Below are 23,501 nucleotides of genomic sequence, written 5' to 3' on the forward strand. Positions count from 1 at the left end.
GGCTCGATTTTTTGCAAAGGAATGGCCTGATGAATCTCTCCCGCCCGCGTTGCGCGCTGTTTTTCGCCTTGATCGGCGTTTTCGGCGCCGCAAGCGCCGCTGCGACCAGCAAGGTCTCGCTGATGACTGCATCCGAGCAGGCGTCGCTGATCGAGACGCGGCATTCGACCGGCGAGGGTGCCGTGGTTTCATCGTTCACCACCGAGTACTTCGGCAATGGTGAGATCGGCATGGCCTGGGAGGACAAGCGTGTGCTGCTGTTGTGCAAGAAAGCGGCCTATCTCAACCTGCCTGGCATGAAGCCGGACGCCAGCAAGCTGTCGGTCGAACAGCGGCAGATGGTGGCCTACGAGGCGATGATGGCTGGCTTCGGCGGCATTGCCGCGCTGGGCGCGGTCACCGGCGAGTCGGTCGAGGTTGCCGATGACGGCACTGAGACACGTCGCCCCGGCGAATCAAAGTGGGCCTACGGCGTGGAGCGCTACGAGGTGGCCACCCAGCGCATGCCGGATGGCGCCCTGCGTGTGCGCGTACGCAAGCAGGCGACGGTCAACAACGCAAAACCCTCCTCGCCTGACGACACCTTCAGTACCGACGAGGACCAGGCCGCACGCCTGGCCGAACTGGCGCCGACCGGCAGCTGGACCGAAGTGCTGATCCATGGCGGTCCGCGCAAGCAGGGCAACGATCCGGCCATGTCGCTGAAGGGCTGGGTGTCGACCGTTGAGCAGCACGCGGCGACCGTGGGCGATGCCCGCCGGCTGCACGACTGCAAGTAATGCGCCTGACGACCTGGGTTGCAGCCACCCATGGGGTGGCTCTACTTTGGGGCTCATCGTTCCATCCATGTGCGCAATATTCACTTGCGCGCCAGATTGACAGGTCTAGAATGCGCCGCATGAACCGGATGCCGCTCCTGAAGTTTTTCACCCTGACCCGCGCAAGCGCGGAACGGGCGTGTCTGCCTGGAGCCCTACGAGGTCGCTGATCGCGGCCTTCGCTGGACCATCCACAGAGCGCCCTCCGGGGCGCTCTTTTCGTTTCCGCCCCCACCCCTCAACCCGCTCCACCGCAAGGAGAACGTGCCATGCACCAGATCGCCGAGACCGAACGCTAGCCGCACACGCCGTTGCCAACCAGCGTGTGCGGCCCCCGAAGTTGGCCCAGCAGGAACCTTTCTCATGAACACCAACACCCAGACGCTGTCGCGTCTTCGCAACCTCGGCATCATTGCCCACATCGACGCCGGCAAAACCACGCTTACCGAACGCCTTCTGTGGAAGACCGGCGAGATCCACCGCGTCGGCGAAGTGCACGACGGCAACGCGACCACCGACTTCTCGGCGATCGAACGCGAACGTGGCATCACCATCGGTGCGGCCGCCGTGCACGCACAGTGGGCGCCACGCGATCTGCCGCTGCACCAGCTGACCCTGATCGACACACCCGGCCACATCGACTTCGCCATCGAGGTCGAGCGCTCGCTGCGCGTGCTCGACGGTGCCGTGGCCGTGTTCTCGGCCGTGGACGGCGTGCAGCCGCAATCGGAAACCGTGTGGCGCCAGGCGCGCCGGCATGGCGTGCCGTTGATTGCGTTCGTCAACAAGATGGATCGCATCGGCGCTTCTTTCGAGCGCGTGCTGGAGCAGCTGCAGGACAAGCTGCGCGCGCGACCGTGGGCGCTGGGCGTGCCGTTGGGCAGTGAGGGCGACTTCCACGGCTGGGTCGACCTGGTCGATGGCCGCGTGCTGCAGTGGCAGGACGGAGGTGCGGCGACGGTGACGGACTGGAGCGAAGCCGAGCGCGCGCAGTGGCGGCCGCAGCGCAATGCGCTGGTCGAAGCCATAGCCGACCACGACGATGTGCTGGCAACGGCATGGCTGGAAGGCCGTGACATCGACGCCGCGATGCTGCGCGCCGCGATCCGCCGCGTGACGCTCGCGGGTGCTGGCGTGCCGGTGCTGGCCGGCGCCGCCTTCAAGGACAAGGGCATCGAACCGTTGCTGGATGCGGTGGTCGATTACCTGCCGTCGCCGCTGGATCGTCCTGCGGTCACTGCCGAAGGCGAGGGCGGCGACGTCCTGCTGCCGCCGGACCCGGACGGTCCGCTGGCTGGCCTGCTGTTCAAGATCACCCACCAGCAGCACGGTGCGTTGAGCTTCGTGCGGCTGTACTCGGGCACCTTGAAGGTAGGCGACAACGTGGCCAGCTCGCAGCACCCGCAAGGGCGTCGCATCAGCCGGCTGGTGCGCGTGCAGGCCGACCAGACCCAGGACATCGGGCAGGCCGTGGCTGGCGACATCGTGGCGGTGCTGGGCTGGAAGGATGCGGTCAGCGGTGAAACGCTGAGCGGGCGAGGGCAGCCGCTGCTTCTGGAGAGCATCCAGGCGCAGGCCCCGGTGCTGGCATGGCGGCTGGAGCCTGCACGTGCGGCCGACCTGATCCGGCTGGCGCAGGGTCTGGCCAGCCTGGCCCAGGAAGATCCCTCGTTCCGGGTGGAAACCGATCGCGACACCGGTGAAACCCTGGCCTGGGGCATGGGCGAGCTGCACCTGGAAGTGATGGTCGAGCGCCTGCGCAGCGAATGGAAGCTGGACATCGGCATTGGCGCGCCACGCGTGGCTTACCAGGAGACGCCGCAGCGTGCCGTTGAAGGCGTCGTGGGCCGTCTGGTCAAGCAGACCGGTGGCCAGGGCCAGTTCGCGCACGTGGTGCTGGATGTGGTGCCGCGCGACGACGGCGAGGTTGTGTTCAATGACCGCATCGTCGGTGGCGTGGTGCCGCGCAACTTCATCGCTGCGGTGGAGAAGGGAGTTCGTGCTGCGTTGTCGGAAGGCCCGCAGGGCCATCCGGTAGTCGGCATCGAAGTCAGCCTGGTGGATGGCCAGACCCACGCGAAGGATTCGTCGGAGATGGCGTTCCATCGGGCCGGCAGCGAGGGCATCAAGGCCGCGCTGGCGGCCAGCGGTACGCAGCTGCTGGAACCGGTAATGGCGGTGACGGTGCATTCACCGTCGGCCTCGGTGGGGGACGTGGTGGGCGATCTGAATCGCCGCCATGGACGCGTTGCCCGCATCGACGACCAGGACGGTCGCGCCGAAGTCAGCGGGTTCGCGCCGCTGGCGCAACTGGTCGGTTACACGACTTCGCTGCGTTCGCTGAGCCAGGGACGCGCCAGCAGCGAATCGCACCTGCATGGCTACGAGCCCGTGCGTGCTTCGTAAGGAAAGAGCAGGGGAGCCCGTTCGCGGGCTCCCTTTTTACGTATTGGCGGGGGACTTATCCACGCCATGCGTGGATGTGTGCCCGTCGTGCACGACGCACTTGCACTGCATTGCAACAAAACTGCAGAAAAAGCTGGATTAAAGTGATGCCTCACGATAAATTGCGCACCCCCCGTTGCTTGCCGCCGCCCGCACCCTGCCCATGCGTGATGACAATGATCCCGGAACCCTGGAGCTGACCCTGCCGCGCAAACGCGGTCGGCCGCCCAAGTTCGGGTACGCAATGAGCGACGCACAGCGGGCTGCACGCTATCGGGCACGGCGCGCTGGCCAGGCCAACCACGCCGATGTGCGGCATTGCAGCGACATGGTCCTGCTGGACAAGATCCGCGCAGCGGTCAGTGCGCGCGACACCGAACTGGCCGGCTTCCTGGTCCACGTACTGTGGCAGCGCTACCCGTTGCAGCTGAAATAAGTCGGCGGCGGGGTGGCCGTTGTCACCTGCCTTGTTGATAATGCGGGATTCAGGTTGTTCCCGCTGGCGCGCCCGGGATGGCAGGCGCGCATGATCGACATGGTTTCCACGATGACCACCACCAGCGACACCACCACCGAAGCTGCGCCGAGCAGCGCGCCCCTGTTCTACACCCGCCCGGTGCCGCTGCAGGCAGACCTGCACGCCGATCTGCGCATCCTGCCGGGCAAGCTCGAGTTCGCTGCCAGCAGCAACTCCATCCCGCTGGTGCTGGGCGAATTCTCGCTGGCGCTGCACCACTTCCCGATCCTGTTCGCAGGCCCGAGCGCGGTGCCGATGGCCGCCGTGGGCGTGACCACCGACAACCTGTTCATCACCGATGGCCTGTGGGACGACGAGACCTACATCCCGGCCTACCTGCGCCGCCATCCCTTCATCTTCATCGACACCGGCGCGGACAATGACTTCCTGCTCGGCATCGACGAAGACAGCCCGCGCATCGTCCGTGGCGGCGAAGAAGGCCAGCCGCTGTTCGTCGATGGCAAGGCCACCGAGATGGTGCAGCAGGCGCTTGAGTTCTGCGGCCAGTTCACCCGCGAGCACGAGCAGACCCAGGCCTTCTCCAAGGCACTGGTCGACAACGGCCTGCTGGTCGAGCGCAATGCAACCGTGCGCCTGCCCGATGGTCGCGAGTTCAACCTCAACGGCTTCTTCGTGGTCGACGTCGAGAAGTTCATTGCGCTGCCGGATGCGACCGTCATCGAATGGCACCGCAACGGCTGGTTGGCGCTGATCCACCAGCACCTGATCTCGCTGGGTCGCTTCAACGACCTGACCCGCCGCCAGGCAGGCCGCAACGCCGCCTGATTCAGGGCGACGGCGCGGCTCCCGCAGCCCGGGAGCCGCGCCACGACTGCAGCTCGGCCAGCAGCTGGCGCGTATCGTCCCAGCCGGGCGGCACGCGATCGCCCAGCTCCCATAGCTCGCCGGCGCGTGCCTCCATGCCGCCCGCGTTGAGCATCTGCAGCACGCCCTGCAGGCGATGCGCATGATGGCGCAGCTGCGCGGCATCGCAACGAGCGATCGCTTCGTGCAGGCATTGCAGCTCGCGATCGATATCTTCTTCGTAGGCGGCCACCAGTTCGCGGGCAGTGTTTTCGAAGGCACGGCCGGGCACAGGCTGGTCCAGCGCCTGCAGCAGCGCATCGGCCTGCAACGGCTTGAGCAATACCGCGTCGATGCCGGCAACCTGGCAGCGCATCGTGTGATCGTCGCCAGTGAAGGCGGAAAGCGCGATCAGCCGGGCGCGCGGCGCGCCCTCTGCTTCATGCAGCCGCAATTGCCGGGCCAGCGCGTAGCCATCCATTCCCGGCAGACCGATGTCCAGCATCACCAGCGGGCAGGGCGCCTGCATCTGGGTCGCCAAGGCATCTTCGGCATTGGCAGCCTCCTGCACCGTCGCGCCCCAGCGCCGCAACTGGGCGGCAATGACCTGCCGGGTCAGCGCGTGATCCTCCACCAGCAGGATGCGCGTGCCGGCCAGCCGGGGCAGGGCGGACGCAGCGGCAGTGGCCGGCGCATCTTCCTGCACCTGCTGCACGGGCAGGCGAAGAATGAAGCGGCTGCCACGGCCATGCACGCTATGGACATCCAGGGTGCCGCCCATGGCCTCGGCCAACGTGCGACAGATGGAAAGGCCCAGGCCGCTGCCACCGCGCTGCCTGCCTGCATCGGCCTGCCGGAAGGGCTCGAACAGGGCGCTCATCTGCGCTGGCGCGATGCCGATGCCACTGTCGATGACCTCTATCAACAGTGATGCGTTCTTCGTGGGCGCATCCAGCTGCAGGCGCAGTTCAACGCCGCCTACGTCGGTGAACTTGACGGCATTGCCGAGCAGGTTGTCGAGCAGCTGGCGCAGGCAGTCCGGGTCCGTTGCCAGCATCGGGAACGGCGCCTGCGGTGCACAGAGCTGCAGGCTGAGCGCCTTCTTCTGCGCGAGGGGCGTAATGGCCTGCAGCGCCTGCGTGCAGATCGCAGGGACGTTGCAGGGCACCAGCTTTGGCCGGAAAGTGCCGCTGGCCAGGCGGGAGAAGTCCAGCGTGCGGTTGAGCAATCCGCGCAATGTCTGGCTGGCGGTGGCCGCAGCGGCTACCAGTTCGCGTTGACCGGCTGGCAGTGGCGCCTGGCCCAGCAGGTCGATCGACGCCATGACGGCCTGTGCGGAATTGCGCACCTCATGGCTGATCATGCCCGTCATCTGCGCCTGCTTCTGATCAAGACCCTGCTGCTGGCGCAGCCTGCGTGCAGCCAGCAACGGGAATGCCAGCAGCAGGGCTGCGGCTGGCAACAGCCAGAGCACGGTGCCATCGAGGCCTTCGCGCACCTTCTGGCCGAGCGCGGCCGGCAGCGTCTGCCGCGCCCAGCGCTGCAGCAACTGGGCATGCTCTTCGATGGTGATGTCATCCAGTGCCGCCTCGATACGATCAAGCAGCGCCTGGTCTTCGCGCCGGGCAAGCAGATGCAGCTGGGTCGAAAGATCGGCATCCACTGTCTGCAACCGCAGGCTGTGGGAGAAGTGACGTCGTGCTATCGCACCTGCAGTGGATTCCAGCCCGATCGCAACGTCGGCAATGCCGGCATCCACGGCAGCCAATGCCGCCCGCATGCTGGGGTGCGGCAGCACAGGCACCGCAGGGTGGTGCTGTGCCAGCCACACCGGGTAGGGGCCTCCTTCAACAGCAGCGATGCGCAGCGTGCCGAGATCGGCAACCCGCCGCGGCAAGCGCTCGCCAATACGGCCGGCAAGCACGCTGGCACCGCCAGGAAAACTGCGCGAGGGCGCCAGGCTGGGGCAGGGCAGGCGTGCCCCATCGTCAGCACCCATCGCCAGCACAAGATCGGCCCGCCCCTCACAGACGGCGGTCATCGCGGCGAGGGTGCTGGGAAAAGGGACTTCGACGAAGGTCAGGCCGGAATGGCGGGCCACGAGCGCGGCATAGCCATGCGCCAGCGTCTGCAGCACCTCGGGGTCGGCAGCATCTTCGGGCACAGGGTGCAGCGTGGGGGCCGCGGCCACCCGGACCACGCGCCCCGCTGTCCATTTTCCGTGCTGGATGTCGCCTGCGGACGTACAGGGAAGCAGGGTAAACAGTGCCAGCAGCATGAACCTGCGGCCACGCTTGAACAGCGCGGTCACAGCGCCTCCAACTGCTGCCGTATCGCGAAGATCTCCGCGTCATTGCGCAACCCCAGCTTGCGCAGCGCGGCAATCTTCTGCGTGCTGACGGTCTTGATGCTGCGGTGGCGATGCAAGGCGATCTCCGAGACGGTCAGCCCATCCAGGACCAGCCGGATGACCTCGCGCTCGTTGCGGCTAAGTGCATCGCAGGGCGTCAGCAGCTTGCACGACGGCGGAATGCGGCAGAGCCCTTGGGACACGCGTACGACCGCGTCGGACAGTTCAATCAACGGCTCGGATTTGCCGACAAAACCGCTGATTCCGGCATCCAGCAGGTGGTTGATGATCGCCACCGAGGTCTGTCCGGCAAAACCCAGCAGCGTTACCCTCGGCAATGCCTGCCGCAGGTGCTCGACGAGCTCGGTGCCGCTGATATCACCGGGCGCCAGGGTGATGTCGATGATGGCCACATCGGCATGACGCTGCTGCAGCGCCTGCACGAACGCCTGGCTGTCACTGTGGCTGGCGACGATCTCGAAGCGGCTGTCGTTGCCCAGGTGGAAGGCCGTGCCGCGGCGGACGACGTCATGGTCATCAAGCAGGGCCAGGCGAAGCCGGCGCGGTGCAGGGAATCCGTTCATGCGCAGGAGTGTTGTCAGCGCCCAGTGGCGTGGCACTCATTCTGGCGCTGCTGTCGCGTCGAGCATCGAAAACGTTCAATTTTTGAGACTTTTCCTAAAGCGAAAACGAGAAAAGTTGGAGCGTTGTGTCGGGATCGGCACAGGGTGGGTGCAGCCAAGTGGCCTGTTGCGGCTGGCAATTTTTGAATCGCGAGTGCAAGGAACGCGCGGACTGCCTGTGCCGCGCAAGCCGAGTGCGCGCTCCGCTGGCGAGTGACGGGTTGGCGGGCGCCATTAACGTGACGCGTCACGGTGGTCGCGGATCTGGCGCTGAATTCTGCAGGGTTGAGGGCTTGGGCTTCCCTCAGAATTGAACGTCAGCGCGGCGGGACGCGCCTGCGGGTATGGCCGCCGGTGGCGCGACTGGCGCGGCAGGTGGGGCGGGAGCTTCGGTGTCGCCGTTGCCTTCGCGGAGATCGCCGGCGCTGCCCGATTTTCCGTGGGTGGCCATGGATATGCTGTTGATGGCGCAAAGATCATCGACGAAGATCTGGACTGATGAATAGCAAGGGCGGGCTGATTCATGAATGCGCAAGCAGAGTTTTTCGTCGTAGAAATCATGAAAGATGGGTCAGGTCGACCTGTCTATGTTGGATTTCCTGATCAAGGGCGTGGCGTTCGTGTGGGAGACAAATTCATCCTGAGATATGAAGTGCCACGCACGCTGGACGATGCACGCAATGGCCGCCCTAGAGCAGAGCCCGTAAATCAACGAAGTTTGTCGCTAACAGTTACGGCAATTGATTCGATGAGCAAGTTGATTCAAGAGCTACCCTTGGGGGTAACTGGAGCTCTATATCTTGAGGGGGACGGAATCGAGCATGTAGGCAGGAGGACGTTTCTGAAAACGTCAGACTCGATCTCATAGCGAAGGCCGGGGCACCCAACTGGCCGTTCAGCGCCTGCGGCGGCACTGCGGCGTGGCGGGACGTCAGATTTCGCGATTTGTCTCAGCTGCTGGGCCGTCAGCCCAAAGATGTCGAAGCGAAGCTCCAGGAGGGCGAGGTTTGCGGCGGTTGTGGTTCCTGGGATGGTCGAGGCAAGTGCTATGCCAGCCCGGCCAGGTTCGTTAGAACATAATATACATTATGCGAAATGCCATATTTGCCGTGGTTGGGTTCGTCGCCTCCGCTTGGCAATGGCTGCGGCTCTGGCTTGGCTCTTGCCTGCCTGATCGTTCACCCGACAAGGACGAGCTCGCAGCATGATCAAGATTGATCCGCACGACCGCATAGATCTAACCGGCCCTTGGGCCGGTTTCGGATTCCAAGGTGGGCACATGTTCACTCCTGAGGGTCAGTTCGACCCTTGCGACATGGCCTGGTGGTCCCTGACCTGCAACATTGCGTGCGAATGGCGGCTAGTGATGGCCGAGGCGGCTCCTAGCGCCTCAATTGCCCGGAGAGCTTCCACCGCAGCACAATCGGATGCGAGCAGCAAACAAGTGACCCAAAGTCGAATCTCCATACCCCTCCAGACCCGCTGGCTTTACTAAAATGTTAGGAACCAAGCTGTCGGTAGCAACTATGTAATTCATCCAACAGGCGTTCTCTGGTCTTTAGGATGTTTGCGCGCCAAGTTTCAATCTCTGGATCCGACATTGTTTCCGAGTCGATCATAGCAGACCGCCTGAACGCGATTACCATTTCGCCATAGCTCCTTAGCGCTTGCCGGGCATCTCGTTTGCCAAGCAGCAATAGCTTTGCCTCCGAGCTGGTTAGCTCGTGGAAAATATTGAACAACGCATCGTTACTCTCTCCAAGATTGGCAATTTTGCGCGAACTCAATGGCTTTGCTAATCGACGCATCCGATGCGCATCGGTAGCCAAAGCCCAGTGCCTTAGGGATGCCTGAGTGAATCTTTCAGTCTGCTCTGCGACATCTTTTAGCATCTGAAACTCGCGATCTATACGCGCGCGATCCAGATCGCGTCGGTGCTGTGAGCGCGAGAGCAAAAGCGCAGAGGCGCCTGCAATGAAGGCGCCCAAGCCGATCTTTACCGCTGAATCTACGACTTCCAGCAAATTCATATGTTGGCCCCTTAAAACACCGGATAGTGCCACGCGGCATGCCGCAAAATGCGGTCCAATTAACGTGATTCGTCACGGCCGATCAACAAACCCCCATTGGCGGCCCACGCGTCGCCCACTATAGTGCCAGCCCTCACAAGGGCGAGTGGGCATGACGCTGCTGCGCGAGCAGGCCCGCAGCCTGTTCGCCAGCATCATCGACGATGCCAAGCATTGGTCACGCCACGCCCGCATCCATAATGCCGCCTGGCTGGAGCGAACCAAGGTCGCGTTGAAAGGCTACTGACGCCTGACGGCCTCTGGCAATCCTGTCGCATCCGCCCCGCCCGCGATCCCGCCGGGCGGATGCCGACAGTCCGCAGGCAGGCACAGCCGACACCGCCGATAGCATTGCAGCGCAAGGCTCCAGCGTCGCTCCGTCGTATGCAACGATTCTGAAAATGTTGAAAGTGGTGTCGGCTTCAGCCCTACTGCATTGGCATCGCGCACAACCGGGCGTATTCCTTGCTGTGCCACCTTGAACAGGTGGCCGGGCTTCGAAACCCCGGTTCTACGCTGAAGTAAACGCTTGCCAGCCGGCATCACCCATCAGGTGGTGCCGGCTGGCAATCCGTCGGCCGGCTATGGCGGGCGGTGCGTGGAGGCCTTGCGCCTGCCGGTTCCAGCGTAGACCGGGTTTCGAACCACGCATCGTCCGCCACCTTTATCGGTGGCGGCTTCTGCCTGCACGCAAGGAGCCCTGCCATGACCACGCCCTACTCCCCTGCCCCACAGCCCATCCACGAGGCGCCCTCGGCCGGGCCTGCCGTGGATCCCAACACCCTCATCGCGCTGCTGCACAGCATCGGCTCGGGCGTTGCCGCCAACGGCCAGCCCTGGCCAGAGCGCCATCAGCTGCGTGGCCGACAGATGGCGCTGGCTGATGTCGACTGCTCGCTGACCGGCTTGCGTGTGGTGCTGGAAGTGCTGCTGGCTGCAGAACGCACCCGCCAGAACGGCGAGCCGGACCAGTACGTCGGCGACCGGGTGATGGAAGGGCTGATCATGGCCGGTATGGGGCTCGCAGCCCATGCAAGCGAACGGCTGCAGCCGGCAGACTGAAGGATTGCTCTGGTGAAGTGCACGCTGGTTGTGCGCACTCCGCTGGTGAAGGTGCACCAGGGGATGATGTGGGTGCTTTTTCTGGCACTGGTCGTTGCAGCACGGATTCATTGGCCAGAGCCTGAAGAGCCAGAGATCCTCGCGTACCGGGGCGTATCCGATGAGGCGTTCTGGACGCTGCGCCGTCACGCGCTCCGTTTCGCAGAGGCGCGGGCACGGGACGGTTTCGAGTTCACAGATGTGCCGAACGCAGCGTCTTCTTTCCAGGTCCAGTGCAGGGGTGTGCCCGTCCTCTACGTGGAGAGGCAGCAGTTCCTTCTGTTGATCAGGCTGCCACTTGGCGCGGGGCGACGGGCGCCTGCGATCTTCCACCTGCAGGCTACGCTGCAGTGGCCACTGCAGCCATTGAGCTATCTGGAGCAATTCCTCGCGGGCGTGCAGGAGCCAACAGTGCAGGATCGATTGCTGCTGATGGCCGCTGGCGGCGTGCCTGAGGATGAGCGGTGTGGCGTGCTGAAGTAGGAGTACAGCCCCGGCTACGCCCCCGTCTCACCCGCCCCGCCCTAGCCGGTGCGTAACGACGGGCGCGATCCTGCTACCTTTTGCGCGAGCCACCTGTTGCGGCGTTCCCTTCGCCACAATTGGGGCCGCACGCAACCCCTGCGCCAGGCCCGACATCAATGACCCAGGCTGCCTGCACAACCGCGCACATGTCATGCTCGATCGTCACTGCCGTGTTTCCCGCTTCAAAGCGCGCCCGCCGTGATCACCCACCTCCGGCCCAACATCCACCAGCCACCGCGCGCGACGCATCAGCTCCGGCATCACGGACCGACAGCCGGCCTTCACGGCTACCACGGCGCCTTCAATGCAATTGTGCGGAGCGCGCCCTCTCCCCCTCGGAACCCATGCCCCACCTTCCTCGTCTGCATGGCCACGGAGCTACGAGCGGGGGCGGTGGCATCGCAAAAAAATGCATAGCACTCGGGGACGCTTCTGCGCCCCCGATAGGCCATCTGTAGCGCACCCCATCCTCAATGCGCACTACGTTGCTGTTTGGGAAGGAAAGTCAGCTTGATGCTCTCGTAGGTCGCCTTGTCCTGCTCATTACCCTTTTCGGCGGCGAGCCTCCCCCAGCGCAGCACCTCGGCTCCGTTGCCGTGCAATAGGCAGTCAAGGCTGTAGTCGCGCATCTGCCTGATGGCCGAAAGATCTCCATTCTCGGCCTTGGTACGACTGGACGCCACATCAAGGGCTCGGCAGCCGGACTCTCCTGATACTGGCTGATCATCTGAACTGTGCCCACATGCGACCAGCAACGCGACGACTACCGCGAACGCGGTGCATCTAATCACGGCCTGACGCTCCTGTACTCACCGGGGTCACTGAGATTCATCGGGCCGTGAATGTCTCCCTTGTGGCCATAGGGAGTTGCCATTGGTCCTCGGGGGGTGTACCAGACAGACCTTGTCGGTGCATCCACCTCAGTCCGTCGGGCCCTCGATAGCCCGGTCATTACGTTGGTCATGCCCTTTACCTCGGGGTTCGCGCCGGTATTGCAGGCCTTCAAGATGACCGGCTCCTCTGGCTTGCAGCCAGACCGACTGAGGAGATCATTGAACTTGGACATCGAAGCGTCATCATTGCCGAAGTAGCGCACCTTATTGGCGGTGCCGGCCCGGGTGTCAGATATGTGGGTCCATGCGCCATGCGCATAGACCACGCAGTATCCAACCATCTCCACGTCGGCCAGGGCGCCTTTGTAGATGATGGCGTCATCCTTGTTCTGCGCCCCGACCAAAACAACCTTCTTCAGGCCGAATGGGTCGACGAAGGCAAGGGGGGCGCCGTCTACGTACCCATAGGTGGCGTTACCTCCGGCCAGGCCGACGGGATCACTCTGGACGTAGCGCCCCACGCTTGCATCGTAATCTCGGAGGTAATTCTGATTGAGTCCAGTCGCCTTGTCGTAGCGTTGCCCTGGGAAGCGCAGGTTGAACGTAAAAGATTTCCCGTCTCGATCCGGGTCTTCATTTGGTGCCGTACCCCCAAATGCCTCTCCCCTGATGTCCCACGTCCAAATTGCTGTGTCACGGTCAGCGCTGATTACCGCACGCGGGGTGCCTAGATGGTCGGGCTGTATGTAATTCAACGTGGAACTCGCCAAGACTCCAACCGGCAGATCCTCCAGCCAGATCACTTGCTGTATCGATTGCCCGTTCTCATCGTAGTCGCCCATCCAGTGCCCTGATTCGTCGTAGAGACTATAGGTGCCGGATGTATTGATGGAGCGATATACCTGTTCCCCCCGCCAGTTGTGACTGTACTTCATCGCCAAGACCCCCTCACGCCAGACCTGACTCATGCGACCAGTGGCGTCGTAAGAAAAGGTGCGCTCTGTGCCATTGATCGCCGTTGTGTTGCCGGAGGCATCGTAGCGCCGTGGTACGCCACCCACGCTCGACAGGCGATGACTGTCGACAGCATAGTCGTAGGTCTGGCTCTGACCATTGACTAAGGCGTTGAGTCGATTACCTGTAGCATCATAGCTGTATCCATCGATCACGGCTCCAGTAGCGCCATCGTTGAATGCGGTCATTCGGCCTAGAGTGTCATAGACCAAGCTGATCGCCGGCACCATTCCGCCGGGCGCGGTCAAAGCGACAAGGTTTCCAACCTCGTCGAATGCAAAACCTACGTTGAGCCCATCGCTCCTGCCATCCCCTACCGCCAGTGGCCGGTAGTCAAAGTCCAGAGTACGCATCAAAGTGCGGCCATTGCCGTAAGTCCAGCCGGCGCTCGGTCCGAACGGATAATAGCCGGATGTCCTGAGCAGCGTCTGGCGCAAGCTGCCAGCAGGGGTGACACCAACCTCAGTAACCTGCCCCAGCGCGTCGCGCACGTAGTCGACCACTGCACCATCCGGGTACGTCACGCTCTTCAACCGACCGGCTTTGCTATAGGTGTAACGCACGATCAGGGCCTTGCCGTTGTTAGTCTGAACCTTGCGCACCACTCTCCCGTTATGGTCGTAACAGAACCGGGTTGAGCCGCTAGCGTCCTCTACCTTGCTCAGGCGCCCCGTAGAGAAGGATTCTGCTTCCGCGCATACGGTCTGGATAACGTCATATGTGTAGAAGGAGTCCAGGGCGGCATCAGAATAGGCGGATCTGGTCAGGCGCCCCAAGGCATCATAGGTATAATCGGTCCTGATGCCGCGTGCATCAATACTAACGATGCGATCACCTGCACCGTTGTACGCACTGCTGGACGTTCCTCCATCTGGGCTGACCTGCTTCACCACGTCGCCGAGACCATTATATTGGTATGTCGTCGCCAAGCCCTTGGGATCAGTTACCTTGATGATGCGGTCCAAGGGGTCGTAATCATACGTGGTCTTTGCCGCGACACCGCCAATGTCCTGAACTGTCTGGCTGACGCGATTCCGCGGGTCGTAAGTAGCCTGCATCTTGCGTTTGAGTGCGTCAGTGATCAGCTGAGCATTGCCGACCACATCATAGCCAATGTCGGTGGCGTCGCCACCTGCGGTCTTTTGGCTAAGAAGCTGGCCCAATGGGTTATAGGCACGGGAAAGCGAGCGCTTCATTGTGCCGCCGGAATCGACGACGTCCTCCTTGATTCTATTTCCGGCGGCGTCAAGCACATAATGAATGCTATTGCCTTCCCCGTCATTAATTCTTATCAGGCGATGCGCGTCGTCGTAACTGTAATTCAGCGCTGCCCCATCGGGATCGACAATAGATGTGACATTTTCCGCTGAATCAAAAGTGATCGTGGTGACACTGTCTTGAGGTGAGGTCGAGCCATCCTGAGCAGCGCGCTCTGTGAGCGACGTCAATTTGCCTCGAGGCGTATAGCTCAAGTCATGAATTTTGCCGGAACCGTCCCTAAGCCTGGTAGCTCGCCCGTTGCGATCATAGGTCAGCCACGTCGTCTTTTGGCCCAGCGCATTCGTGGCCTGATATAGATCGCCGACACGATGACATGCGCCACCGACAGTTCCGCATCCAGACTCATCAGTGGACTGGTAGTAGCTGTATACGGTGACATCCTGAACATCGGTTCTGGGACCGTCTTCCGTAAGCACAAGTCCCAACTGCGGGCACCGGCTGGAATCTACACTAGTGCAATAGCTGGTCGCCCACTGGCGAGTCCCTTCCGGGGCGTTGATCATGCTTCCGCATGCGTATCCAGCTGCTGCCGGAATCGTTGGATCAACTTCGCATCGCGCAACCTCAAGGCCGACGGCGTTGTACTTCCACGAGGTGCTGGAAACAGTGGCACCCTCCGCGTCCATTACAACTCGATTGAGGGGTGCTCGCAATGTGGCATCCCAAGTGGTCGTCGTGGTTCGCTGCTGCGACGTCCCTGCGGCTTCAACCTGCTCTGCAAGCAGGCCGTTTGGCCCATACACTGTACGCGTGATGCTGCCTTTGAAGTCAGTGACCGAGGCTGGATACCCATTGGCATCGTAGGTCATGGCCTTATAGGGTTGGTTGCACTGGTTGCCGCAGGCCGCCGATCCACCAGCAGGCATTAGGCGGCCTTTGCCAGTGTCCACAAATCCAAGCCTGGATGCCGCCCCCAACGGTCCTTTTACCGTCACCGGCAGCGTGCCCTTCCATGTGGAGGCAGCATAGTCCAGCGTCGTCGTGTCAACTCCGCCAGCGAACTCTGCGTGATATGCACGATTATTGTAGTTGTATTTGATCGTCTCGTAACGGGCGCCCTTCTCATCTACGATGCCTGTCAAGAACGATGTGCCAGCCGCGGCCGGGCTGTTGGCGGGCTCATTGTAGATGTAACCTTTGACAGTGAAATCTGGATAAGTTACCGAGGCGAGTTGGCCTGATACGTTGTACGTGAACGCCTGGACTCCGCCGTCGGGCAGTAAAACCTTGGTCAATTGAGACGCCGAGTTGTATGAAAATCTGAGTGAACGCCCACTCGAGTCCGCAACGCTCAACAGCATGTCCGGACCTGGTGCAGCTTCCGTAGGCGTCACTGCGCCCGAATACCCCAGTACCAGCGTCCGCTGCCCCGAGGCATCATAGACCTCCTGCAGCAGCCCAGCTGAATCGTAAATCTCGGTTTGCCCGTTGGCGGCCAACTGCAGTGCGTAACCGGCGCCTGCCTCGCGGTCAACTAACACGTCGGCGACGTCGGAGTCGACAGTCCAGGCACTTTCCGTGCGCGTAAAAAGTTCCGAGGCACCGTCCGGCCTGGTAGCTCGAATGAAGGTCCGCTCTCCGGCTGCGCCGGTATTTGATGCCAGAATTTCCAGGCGCCGATCAAATAGGTGGCGCCACTGCGGACCCAATGAAGAGCCCGGGGCGCGTACTGAGCTGTTGTAGAATCGCCGGAACATCAGCCCAGAGGGAGATTCATAGTCAGTTTCCTGCCTATAGAAGTTTCCTGTCGAGGTGTTAATCGGGTCTCCCTCAAAGGGGCTACCAGGATCGCGAGCATTGGCGTAGGCGCTGCTGTCGGCAGAACCTCGCGCGCCCGTCCCGTCTGTGGCCGAGCCAAGCCCCGCAGAACATCGCTTCTGACAGCCGCCAAGATTCTTCTGGGGCTGTCCGATAGATATCTCGGAAGCAAATACGTTATCGCTAGACTTCCCATTTACAAAGATCGTTGCAGCCCAACCATCAGTGCCATACCTCACCGTGACGACAGGCGGCTTGGTACACTTTGGGTCCTGCTGGCAAGGGGCCTTGATCTTCTGGACGAGGAAGTTGACAGCAGCACCCACGCTCTCGAAAGAGCCAACCCCTCGAAACGACTGAACTTTATAAGGGGGGCCATAATACGTGGCTGCATTGGCAGTTTGCGCCACCGCCAGCGTGAAACAGAAGATGACAGCCGTCGCGGTGACCCGGCCGCGTATAGCCCTGACCAATGCCATTGGTGCACACTCCATGTGAACTGTAGTTGGTAAAATCCGGCCAAAGGGCGAATTCCGATATCAATCCCTAATGCTCGGAACGAAAAATCTTCCGCACCTTTCTGGCGGAGCTGACGGATGATACGGCAAGCGAGCAAATCTTATATGTGCGACTGCTCACAGTTGATTCCGTGCGGACGCGACCCTCCTTGGCGCGAAGGCCTACCAGGACTCGGCGCGAGCGGGACAGCATGTTGGAGCATGCGTCCAGCGCGCGCCTAACAGCTTCAGTCAAGATGTGCCCGACCGAAGCGGCGACAGCAAACTCGGCGCTACACGCAGGATGGCGGCGAGGCCTGAGGCGCATGCATGATTGCGGGCTTGTCCAGATCCGGCTCCTGGATGGAGCCCTCAAGCAAGGCGACATAGGTGTCCAACCGAGTGCGCAGTCCGATCAGCATCCAGCCCACGGCATAGAGCACCACCATTCCAAAGATCAGCAGTGCGCCGAGCAAACTGACGTCGAAAGCCCCCGCCCAGTCGCCCCATTTCCATCCACGGAACTGCAGGTAGAGCGCAATCAATACAGGAAATGGACCAAGGCGCTGCAGTCCGCCATACATCATTCCCATGCGTTCAATCATGTTGGTGCGCAGGGTGCTGACGTACTTGAGTCGCCGTTCACGCTCGATCCTGGGAAAGGCGCGAAGGTCGGCGACCACTGCTTGCCAGTGCGCAAAATCGCTATCCATTTCCCTCGCATGCGACAGACGTGGCTGGATGAACTGCCGAATTCCTCTCCGCGCCGCGAGGATGCCTCCCACGATGAAGCCGCCAATCTCTACCGCCAAGCACACGATGACTAACGGCAACACCACGCTAACTGGAAGCCATCGATCTGGAAGCTGGCTGCTGAGAATGCCGATGACGGCTGCGAGCATGCCCACTCGGAACGACCACTTTTCCAATCGGCCCGCCTTCGGGTAGATGCTGCGATCGACCAGTCCCTGCACACGCTCGTAGAGCCAGTGGAAGGTCAGTTCCTCCCGCGGCGTGGTCTGCGCGGGTGAATCGAATACGGTTTCTGTCTGCATGTCCATTGCGCCCCCTGCCCCACCGGCGTTTGTGTCGGTCATCGAATCGTAGCCGAGACGGGTTTCAGTTGGCGTTTTGCCAGCCAGCGGCCGGCACTACCTGTTGCGTTGTGGGCGTCCGGGGTCGGAATTACCGTGACGCATCACGGTGAATGGCGTAAACCATCGACCGGGTATGATGCCGACTTTCTTGCACTTGCCGCGATGCAGCGCGCGCGTTGCTGTTGGCTACGCGCCGGTGCCGCTGAGACCCCCACGTACTCCATGCTCGCTTCCCATTCCCCCCTCATCATCTGGGCGGCCGTGGCCGTTGCCACCGTCGGCCTGTTGTTCCGCCCCTTCCGCATTCCGGAATACGTGTGGGCGCTGGGCGCGGCCGCGCTGCTGCCGCTGCTCGGGGCGGTGTCGCTCGGCACGACCTGGCATGCAGTGGCCGAAGGGCGCGACGTCTATCTGTTCCTGATCGGCATGATGGTGCTGGCCGAGCTGGCGCGGCGCGAGGGCCTGTTCGACTGGCTGGCGCTGTATGCGGTGCGCCACGCCGGCGGCTCGGGCCGGCGCTTGTTCGATCTGGTGTTCCTGGTCGGCACGGTGGTGACGGTGTTCCTGTCCAACGATGCCACCGCCGTGGTGCTCACCCCCGCCGTCTATGCGGCATGCAAGGCGGCCCGCGCCAATCCCCTGCCCTATCTGTTCGTCTGCGCGTTCATCGCCAACGCAGCCAGCTTCGTGCTGCCCATTTCCAACCCGGCCAACCTGGTGGTCTATGGCAGCCACATGCCCTCGCTGCTGCAGTGGCTGGCGCAGTTCACGCTGCCGTCGTTGGCTGCGATTGGTGGCACCTATCTGGTGCTGCGCTGGGTGTATCGCCGCGAGATCACACAACCGTTGGCAGCGTCGCCCGAGCATCGCCCGCTTACCGAGGGTGGCCGGCTGAGCGCGCTCGGCGTGCTGTTCACCGGCACCGTGCTGCTGGTGACCTCCGCAATGAACGGCCCGCTGGGCCTGGCCACCTTCTGTGCAGGCGCGCTGAGCGTCGCGGTGGTGGCGATCCGCCAGCGCCACAGCCCGCTGCCGCTGTTGCGCCACGTGTCATGGGGCGTGCTGCCGCTGGTGGCCGGCCTGTTCGTGCTGGTTGAAGCAGTGGCGCAGACCGGTGTCATCCAGTTGGCGGCCAGCAACCTGCAGGCGCTGGCGCAGACTTCGCCGCACCAGGCGGGCTGGCTGGCCGGTGCCTCGGCCGCACTGCTCAGCAACGTGGCCAACAATCTGCCGGTGGGTCTGGCGGCCGGCTCCCTAGGCCAGATGGCCGAGTTGCCGGCGCAGACGCGTGCGGCATTGCTGATCGGCGTGGACCTGGGCCCGAACCTGTCGGTGACTGGTTCGCTGGCCACCATGCTGTGGCTGGTGGCGCTGCGCCGCGAAGGCGAGCATGTCAGCGCGCTCGACTTCCTGCGGGTCGGCGCGCTGGTGATGCCGCCCGCGCTGATCGGGGCGTTGCTGCTGCTCTGATCAGGGCGCGGGCGCAGTGCTGGCCTAGAACGCCACCTGCAGGCGGGTGTTGAAGGTGGTGCCTTCGTCCTTCCCTGGCCCGGTGCCGCTGCGGTTGTTCGTCTGCCAGCGGATGGCCTCGAACATCACGCGACTGAAATCGTTGAGGTACCAGTTCGTGCCCAGCGTCCACGCGTGGCCGGTACCGCCGCTGGGCAGTTCGGCGTAATCCACGTCTTCATAGCGTGCCTTCAGCTCCCAAGCGCCCCTGCCGCCGCGCGTGACCGGGTCGGCCACCTTCGCCCGGCCCCAGGTGCCGGCCTTGCCCGAATAGGCTGGCATGGCACCGGTCAGGAACCAGCCGGCCGAGACGGCCCAGGCCTGGTGGTCAAGGTCGTAGCGACCGCTGGCATCGGCGCCACGCAGGTTGCGCGTGCCCCACTCGCCCGTCGCCCAGGCCGGGCCGAAGAAGCCCGCCAGCTCCGCGCCATAGCCGGTGCTGCGCTCGGCGCCCAGCAGCGCGCCCGGGGTGATCTTGACCAGATCGTTGAAATGCCCGGCGATGGCCGAGCTGCGCACCACGCTGCTGGCGCCGGCGGCGATCTCCTCGTGGAAGGCCCATGCGCCCAGATGCACCGTCGCGGTGGAGCTCTCGATTGGGTTCCAGTGCACGCGCGTGGCCCAGGTCTGGCTGTCGTTGTCGGTGCCGGCGTTGTTGAGGTCATTGCCCGCCACCGAAAGGCTGGCGTGCCAGCCCTTGCCGTACACGCGCTCGGTAAGGCCGACACCGAACAGCCCGCGCTGCGGCAGCATCAAGGTGCCCACCACGTTGCGGTCCTGGAAGGGCGTGTTGGAGGTGCTGCTGGAGCCGTCGATGCCGCGATCGTTCAGGCGGTTGCCGACGGTGAGGTCTGCAGGCAGGCCGAACAGGCGGTGATCGACGGTGGCATAGACCGATTTCCAGGCCACGTCGTTGTCGGCGAAATCGCCTTCCACGGCCCAGCCGAGAATGCCGTAACGTCCTTCGGCGCCCAGGCGCACCGAACGGATTTCGGTGCCGGAGAGGTTGCGATCGTTCACCGCGGAGCGGTCGGTGCTGGAGGCATCAACAAACAGGCGACCGCGCGGCCGGAAGGTGACGTTGCCGTCGGCGCTGCTGAACTCCGGCGCGCCCTTCGACCAGGACACCTTGGGCTGTTTCGACTGGCCCGATTCCAGCGCGGCCACCCGGGTTTCCAGCGCAGCCGCAGCCGCAGGCGTTGCCGTCGCCGTTGCCGAAGATGGGGCTGCAGTGCCCTGCCCGCCCTCGACAGCGCGCAGGCGCGCCTCCAGCTGCTGGATCTGCACGGCCTGCTGCTGCACCAGTTGCGAGAGCTGGGCATGGCTCAGTGGCGCAGGCGGTGACGACGTGGACTGGGCGCCGGCATGGCCACTGGTCAACAGCAGGCCAAGCGCGACCGACAGCGCTGCCGGCGGCAGCACGGTGGAATGGTTCATGGTCTTTCTCTCCGGCCAGCCGGCCCCCTGGCCTGGCGCTGGCCTGTTGCGGTGGTGCGGGGGAAGATCGGGGAAGGAGGCGCGCGCCGCCGGATCAGCCCGGCGGCGCGGCAAGCGGGCTCAGGCGGCCGCGCTCAGCTGGTGGCCTGCGTCTGCGCGTTCGGGCGCCAGGTGATCATCTTGTTCTCGACCACATCCAGCAATGCGTCGATGACCAGCACGAAAGCGGCCAGGATGATGATGCCGGCGAACACGCCCACGGCATTGAAGTTGCCCTCGGCCTGGGCGATCAGGTAGCCCAGCCCTGCCGAGGCACCGAGGTACTCGCCGATGATCGCGCCGACCACGGCGAAACCGACCGAGGTGCGCAGCGAGGACAGGATCCAGCTGGCCGCCGCCGGGAAGTACACGTGGCGCAGCAGGTCGCTGCGGCCTGCGCCGAGGATGCGGGCGTTGGCCAGCACCACCGGGTTCACTTCGCGCACGCCCTGCATGGCGTTGAAGAAGGTGGTGAAGAACACCAGCGTGACCGCCAGCGCCACCTTCGACCACAGCCCCAGGCCCAGCCACAACACGAAGATCGGCGCCAGCACCACGCGCGGAATCGCATTGAAGCCCTTGATGAAGGGGTCCAGGATGCGTGCCGAACGGCGGCTCAGGCCGAGCCAAACGCCGCCTGCCACGCCCAGCCCGGTGCCGATGATGTAGCCCAGCGCGGTTTCGGTCAGGGTGATGTAGACGTGCTGGTAGAACGAGGTATCCGACAGCCAGGTCCAGGCCTGCTGCACGATCGCCGTTGGCGAGGGGAAGAAGAACGGATCGATCACGCCCAGCGCGATGCCGCCCTCCCAGCCGCCGAACACGGCGACCACCAGGGCCAGCTGGATGAATTTGTCAGTCTTGGCGTGCATAGCTCTTCTCCACTTCGCCGCGCAGGCAGGCCCAGATGTCGCGGTACAGGTCGGTGAATCGTTCGTCCAGCTTGATTTCGGCCACGTTGCGCGGCCGCTCCAGGTCCACGTCGAAGCTGCGCACGACGCGGCTGGCGGGGCCGGAGGACAGCACGACCACGCGGTCACCCAGCGCGATGGCCTCTTCCAGGTCATGGGTGATGAGGATCACCGAGCGGCGATCCTCCTGCCACAGCCGCAGCAGTTCGTTCTGCATCAGGTGGCGGGTGTGGATGTCCAGCGCCGAGAACGGCTCGTCCATCAGGATCACTTTCGGCTCGACGATCAACGCCTGCGCCATCTGCACGCGCTTGCGCTGGCCGCCGGACAGCTGGTGCGGGTAGCGGTGCTCGAAGCCCGTCAGGCCGACCTTGGCCAGCCAGGCATTGGCCTTGGCCTTGCGCTCGGTTTCAGGCACGCCACGAAAGCGCAGGCCCAGTTCGACGTTCTGGTACGCGGTCTTCCATGGCAGCAGCGCATCCTGCTGGAACAGATAGCCGACAGATTCCTGCACGCCGCTGACCTTGCGGCCGTCGATGGCCACCTCGCCGGAAGATGGCGTGAGCAGGCCCGCCACGGAATTGAGGATGGTGCTCTTGCCGCAGCCGGTGGGGCCGACGATGGCGAGGAACTCGCCGTCGCCCACCTGGATGTCGACATCACGCACGGCGGTGAATTCGCCGAAGGACATGGTCACCTTGTTGATGGCGACCATGGTCTGTGCAGGCTCCAGCTGTGGCGCGCCATTGAGCTGGCGCACGGTGGCATTGAGGGCCATGGGGTTACCTCCGCTTAACGTTGGGCTGCCGGTGCCGCAGCGTGGGCACGCTCGACGAAGGCATTGGTGTAGGTCCTGGACAGATCGATGTTGGCCTTGGCCACGTCCGTGTTGAACTCGCGCAGCACCTTCAGCGGCGTTTCCAGGTCGGCCGCGGTGAACTGGCCATCGGTGGTGAAGATCGCGCGGGCGTTCTCCACGGCCCGTGCATAGGTGGCGCGGTCGCCGGAGACATAGCTGTCAGGCAGGGCCGCGACGATGTCCTCGGCGCTGTTGTCGGCGATGAACTTCAACGCCATCTGCTCGGCACGGGCGATCTTTTCGGCCGCTTCCGGGCGCTTGTCCAGGAAGCTCTGGTTGGCGTACATCACCGAGGTCGGGTACAGGCCGCCATAGACCTGGCGTGCGCCTTCATCACTGCGTGCGTCGAGGATGATCTTCCCGACCTTGCGTTCGGTGATCAGGGTGGCGGCGGGGTCGTAGTTCACCAGCAGGTCGATCTTGCCCTGCTCCAGCGCGGCGACTGCTGCGGCACCGGACCCCACGCCGATCAGCGAGATGCTGTCGACCGGGATGTCATGCTGGGCCAGGAAATGCCGCACGAAGAAGTCCGACGAGGAGCCCGGTGCGGTGATGCCGACCTTCTGGCCCTTGATGGTCTGCGGGCGCGCCGGATCGAACGTGGCGTCTTCGCGGCCGGCCATCACCAGGCCGGAATTGCGCGAGAGCAGCACGAAGGCGACCACGTCCTTGCCCTTGGCCTGCATCTGGATGGTGTGGTCGTAGAAGCCGACGGCCACGTCGGTGGAGTTGGCAACCAGCGCTTGCAGCACCTTGGAGCCACCCTGGGCGAAGTTCTCGGTCTTCACGTCCAGGCCGACGTCCTTGAAGTAGCCCTTGGCGTCGGCGATGAAGAACGGCAGGTTGTTGAGATTGTAGGAACCGACGCTGATGCGCACCGGGGCATTGTCGCCGCCGCGCGCGCCGCCACCGGCGGCCGTGGCGTCCGGCTTGCTGCATCCGGCCGCGGCCAGGCCGACCGCGCACAGCGCGGCCATGAAGAACTGCTTGTACATCATCCCTCCCAGGAGTGAA

The 23,501-nt window shown here is 63.5% G+C and carries 18 protein-coding genes and 1 pseudogene; 8 read left to right on the top strand and 11 right to left on the bottom strand.

Annotated elements, in window-relative coordinates:
* The first annotated feature begins 29 nt into the window (after nucleotides 1-29).
* The 4 genes from AB4Y98_RS00850 to AB4Y98_RS00865 all read left to right on the top strand — a co-directional run bounded on the left by AB4Y98_RS00850 (nucleotide 30) and on the right by AB4Y98_RS00865 (nucleotide 4,566).
* Nucleotides 30-779, top strand: coding sequence for a hypothetical protein (locus tag AB4Y98_RS00850; protein ID WP_442243523.1), 750 nt, complete (start codon nucleotides 30-32; stop codon nucleotides 777-779).
* Nucleotides 780-1,181: 402 nt separating this feature from the next.
* Entirely contained in the window at nucleotides 1,182-3,224 is a 2,043-nt protein-coding gene (gene fusA, locus AB4Y98_RS00855; protein ID WP_442243524.1) for an elongation factor G, read from the top strand.
* Between the two features lie 202 nt (nucleotides 3,225-3,426).
* Nucleotides 3,427-3,699, top strand: a complete 273-nt coding sequence (locus AB4Y98_RS00860; RefSeq protein WP_025877210.1) for a hypothetical protein — start codon at nucleotides 3,427-3,429, stop codon at nucleotides 3,697-3,699.
* A gap of 111 nt (nucleotides 3,700-3,810) precedes the next feature.
* Nucleotides 3,811-4,566 carry a SapC family protein gene (locus tag AB4Y98_RS00865; RefSeq protein WP_442243689.1) on the top strand — a complete coding sequence of 252 codons (756 nt, stop codon included), beginning with the start codon at nucleotides 3,811-3,813 and terminating at the stop codon, nucleotides 4,564-4,566.
* Nucleotide 4,567: 1 nt separating this feature from the next.
* On the opposite strand, the gene AB4Y98_RS00870 is transcribed toward AB4Y98_RS00865, so the two are convergent.
* The 3 genes from AB4Y98_RS00870 to AB4Y98_RS00880 all read right to left on the bottom strand — a co-directional run bounded on the left by AB4Y98_RS00870 (nucleotide 4,568) and on the right by AB4Y98_RS00880 (nucleotide 9,587).
* Nucleotides 4,568-6,895 (bottom strand): ATP-binding protein, encoded by a 2,328-nt coding sequence (locus tag AB4Y98_RS00870; protein WP_442243525.1) that lies wholly within the window; start codon nucleotides 6,893-6,895, stop codon nucleotides 4,568-4,570.
* Nucleotides 6,892-7,518, bottom strand: coding sequence for a response regulator transcription factor (locus AB4Y98_RS00875; RefSeq protein WP_033831073.1), 627 nt, complete (start codon nucleotides 7,516-7,518; stop codon nucleotides 6,892-6,894). Before AB4Y98_RS00875 ends, AB4Y98_RS00870 begins: the two co-directional genes overlap by 4 nt.
* 1,538 nt (nucleotides 7,519-9,056) lie before the next feature.
* A complete protein-coding gene (locus tag AB4Y98_RS00880) occupies nucleotides 9,057-9,587 on the bottom strand; it encodes a hypothetical protein (RefSeq protein WP_442243526.1) in 531 nt (176 codons plus the stop codon).
* A gap of 151 nt (nucleotides 9,588-9,738) precedes the next feature.
* Between AB4Y98_RS00880 and AB4Y98_RS00885 the strand changes: the two genes are divergently transcribed.
* From AB4Y98_RS00885 to AB4Y98_RS00895, 3 genes are all read left to right on the top strand, one after another.
* Complete coding sequence (locus AB4Y98_RS00885) at nucleotides 9,739-9,873, top strand: hypothetical protein (protein WP_442243693.1); 135 nt, start codon at nucleotides 9,739-9,741, stop codon at nucleotides 9,871-9,873.
* A 458-nt stretch (nucleotides 9,874-10,331) separates the two neighbouring features.
* Nucleotides 10,332-10,688, top strand: coding sequence for a hypothetical protein (locus tag AB4Y98_RS00890; protein WP_442243527.1), 357 nt, complete (start codon nucleotides 10,332-10,334; stop codon nucleotides 10,686-10,688).
* A gap of 12 nt (nucleotides 10,689-10,700) precedes the next feature.
* Complete coding sequence (locus AB4Y98_RS00895) at nucleotides 10,701-11,210, top strand: hypothetical protein (protein WP_442243528.1); 510 nt, start codon at nucleotides 10,701-10,703, stop codon at nucleotides 11,208-11,210.
* Between the two features lie 27 nt (nucleotides 11,211-11,237).
* Here the strand turns inward: AB4Y98_RS00895 and AB4Y98_RS00900 are convergent.
* From AB4Y98_RS00900 to AB4Y98_RS00915, 4 genes and pseudogenes are all read right to left on the bottom strand, one after another.
* Nucleotides 11,238-11,436 (bottom strand): annotated as a pseudogene (locus AB4Y98_RS00900) (hypothetical protein); the annotation flags it as partial.
* A gap of 286 nt (nucleotides 11,437-11,722) precedes the next feature.
* A complete protein-coding gene (locus tag AB4Y98_RS00905; protein WP_442243529.1) occupies nucleotides 11,723-12,043 on the bottom strand; it encodes a hypothetical protein in 321 nt (106 codons plus the stop codon).
* Nucleotides 12,040-16,617, bottom strand: a complete 4,578-nt coding sequence (locus AB4Y98_RS00910; protein ID WP_442243530.1) for an RHS repeat-associated core domain-containing protein — start codon at nucleotides 16,615-16,617, stop codon at nucleotides 12,040-12,042. Before AB4Y98_RS00910 ends, AB4Y98_RS00905 begins: the two co-directional genes overlap by 4 nt.
* A 311-nt stretch (nucleotides 16,618-16,928) precedes the next feature.
* Nucleotides 16,929-17,690, bottom strand: coding sequence for a hypothetical protein (locus AB4Y98_RS00915; RefSeq protein WP_442243531.1), 762 nt, complete (start codon nucleotides 17,688-17,690; stop codon nucleotides 16,929-16,931).
* A 264-nt stretch (nucleotides 17,691-17,954) separates the two neighbouring features.
* Here AB4Y98_RS00915 and AB4Y98_RS00920 point away from each other — a divergent pair, with 264 nt between their 5' ends.
* Nucleotides 17,955-19,202 (top strand): arsenic transporter, encoded by a 1,248-nt coding sequence (locus AB4Y98_RS00920; RefSeq protein ID WP_442243532.1) that lies wholly within the window; start codon nucleotides 17,955-17,957, stop codon nucleotides 19,200-19,202.
* 24 nt (nucleotides 19,203-19,226) lie between these two features.
* On the opposite strand, the gene AB4Y98_RS00925 is transcribed toward AB4Y98_RS00920, so the two are convergent.
* The 4 genes from AB4Y98_RS00925 to AB4Y98_RS00940 form a co-directional block, all read right to left on the bottom strand.
* Entirely contained in the window at nucleotides 19,227-20,678 is a 1,452-nt protein-coding gene (locus AB4Y98_RS00925) for an OprO/OprP family phosphate-selective porin (protein WP_442243533.1), read from the bottom strand.
* A gap of 134 nt (nucleotides 20,679-20,812) precedes the next feature.
* Nucleotides 20,813-21,589 (bottom strand): ABC transporter permease, encoded by a 777-nt coding sequence (locus AB4Y98_RS00930; protein WP_367785173.1) that lies wholly within the window; start codon nucleotides 21,587-21,589, stop codon nucleotides 20,813-20,815.
* Complete coding sequence (locus tag AB4Y98_RS00935) at nucleotides 21,573-22,406, bottom strand: ABC transporter ATP-binding protein (RefSeq protein ID WP_442243534.1); 834 nt, start codon at nucleotides 22,404-22,406, stop codon at nucleotides 21,573-21,575. Before AB4Y98_RS00935 ends, AB4Y98_RS00930 begins: the two co-directional genes overlap by 17 nt.
* A gap of 14 nt (nucleotides 22,407-22,420) precedes the next feature.
* Nucleotides 22,421-23,482, bottom strand: coding sequence for an ABC transporter substrate-binding protein (locus AB4Y98_RS00940; RefSeq protein ID WP_428705271.1), 1,062 nt, complete (start codon nucleotides 23,480-23,482; stop codon nucleotides 22,421-22,423).
* Nucleotides 23,483-23,501: the final 19 nt, after the last annotated feature.

Source organism: Stenotrophomonas sp. 2YAF26 (genome assembly GCF_052114625.1).
Classification (GTDB): domain Bacteria; phylum Pseudomonadota; class Gammaproteobacteria; order Xanthomonadales; family Xanthomonadaceae; genus Stenotrophomonas; species Stenotrophomonas indicatrix.

Excerpts from the sequence above, each read along its gene's own strand:
- AB4Y98_RS00885 (WP_442243693.1), top strand. The coding sequence starts at position 9,739 with ATGACGCTGCTGCGCGAGCAGGCCCGCAGCCTGTTCGCCAGCATCATC.
- AB4Y98_RS00880 (WP_442243526.1), bottom strand. The coding sequence starts at position 9,587 with ATGAATTTGCTGGAAGTCGTAGATTCAGCGGTAAAGATCGGCTTGGGC.
- AB4Y98_RS00865 (WP_442243689.1), top strand. The coding sequence starts at position 3,811 with ATGACCACCACCAGCGACACCACCACCGAAGCTGCGCCGAGCAGCGCG.
- AB4Y98_RS00925 (WP_442243533.1), bottom strand. The coding sequence starts at position 20,678 with ATGAACCATTCCACCGTGCTGCCGCCGGCAGCGCTGTCGGTCGCGCTT.
- AB4Y98_RS00850 (WP_442243523.1), top strand. The coding sequence starts at position 30 with ATGAATCTCTCCCGCCCGCGTTGCGCGCTGTTTTTCGCCTTGATCGGC.
- AB4Y98_RS00930 (WP_367785173.1), bottom strand. The coding sequence starts at position 21,589 with ATGCACGCCAAGACTGACAAATTCATCCAGCTGGCCCTGGTGGTCGCC.
- AB4Y98_RS00935 (WP_442243534.1), bottom strand. The coding sequence starts at position 22,406 with ATGGCCCTCAATGCCACCGTGCGCCAGCTCAATGGCGCGCCACAGCTG.
- AB4Y98_RS00890 (WP_442243527.1), top strand. The coding sequence starts at position 10,332 with ATGACCACGCCCTACTCCCCTGCCCCACAGCCCATCCACGAGGCGCCC.
- AB4Y98_RS00860 (WP_025877210.1), top strand. The coding sequence starts at position 3,427 with ATGCGTGATGACAATGATCCCGGAACCCTGGAGCTGACCCTGCCGCGC.
- AB4Y98_RS00910 (WP_442243530.1), bottom strand. The coding sequence starts at position 16,617 with ATGGCATTGGTCAGGGCTATACGCGGCCGGGTCACCGCGACGGCTGTC.
- AB4Y98_RS00940 (WP_428705271.1), bottom strand. The coding sequence starts at position 23,482 with ATGTACAAGCAGTTCTTCATGGCCGCGCTGTGCGCGGTCGGCCTGGCC.
- fusA (WP_442243524.1), top strand. The coding sequence starts at position 1,182 with ATGAACACCAACACCCAGACGCTGTCGCGTCTTCGCAACCTCGGCATC.
- AB4Y98_RS00875 (WP_033831073.1), bottom strand. The coding sequence starts at position 7,518 with ATGAACGGATTCCCTGCACCGCGCCGGCTTCGCCTGGCCCTGCTTGAT.
- AB4Y98_RS00920 (WP_442243532.1), top strand. The coding sequence starts at position 17,955 with ATGCTCGCTTCCCATTCCCCCCTCATCATCTGGGCGGCCGTGGCCGTT.
- AB4Y98_RS00915 (WP_442243531.1), bottom strand. The coding sequence starts at position 17,690 with ATGCAGACAGAAACCGTATTCGATTCACCCGCGCAGACCACGCCGCGG.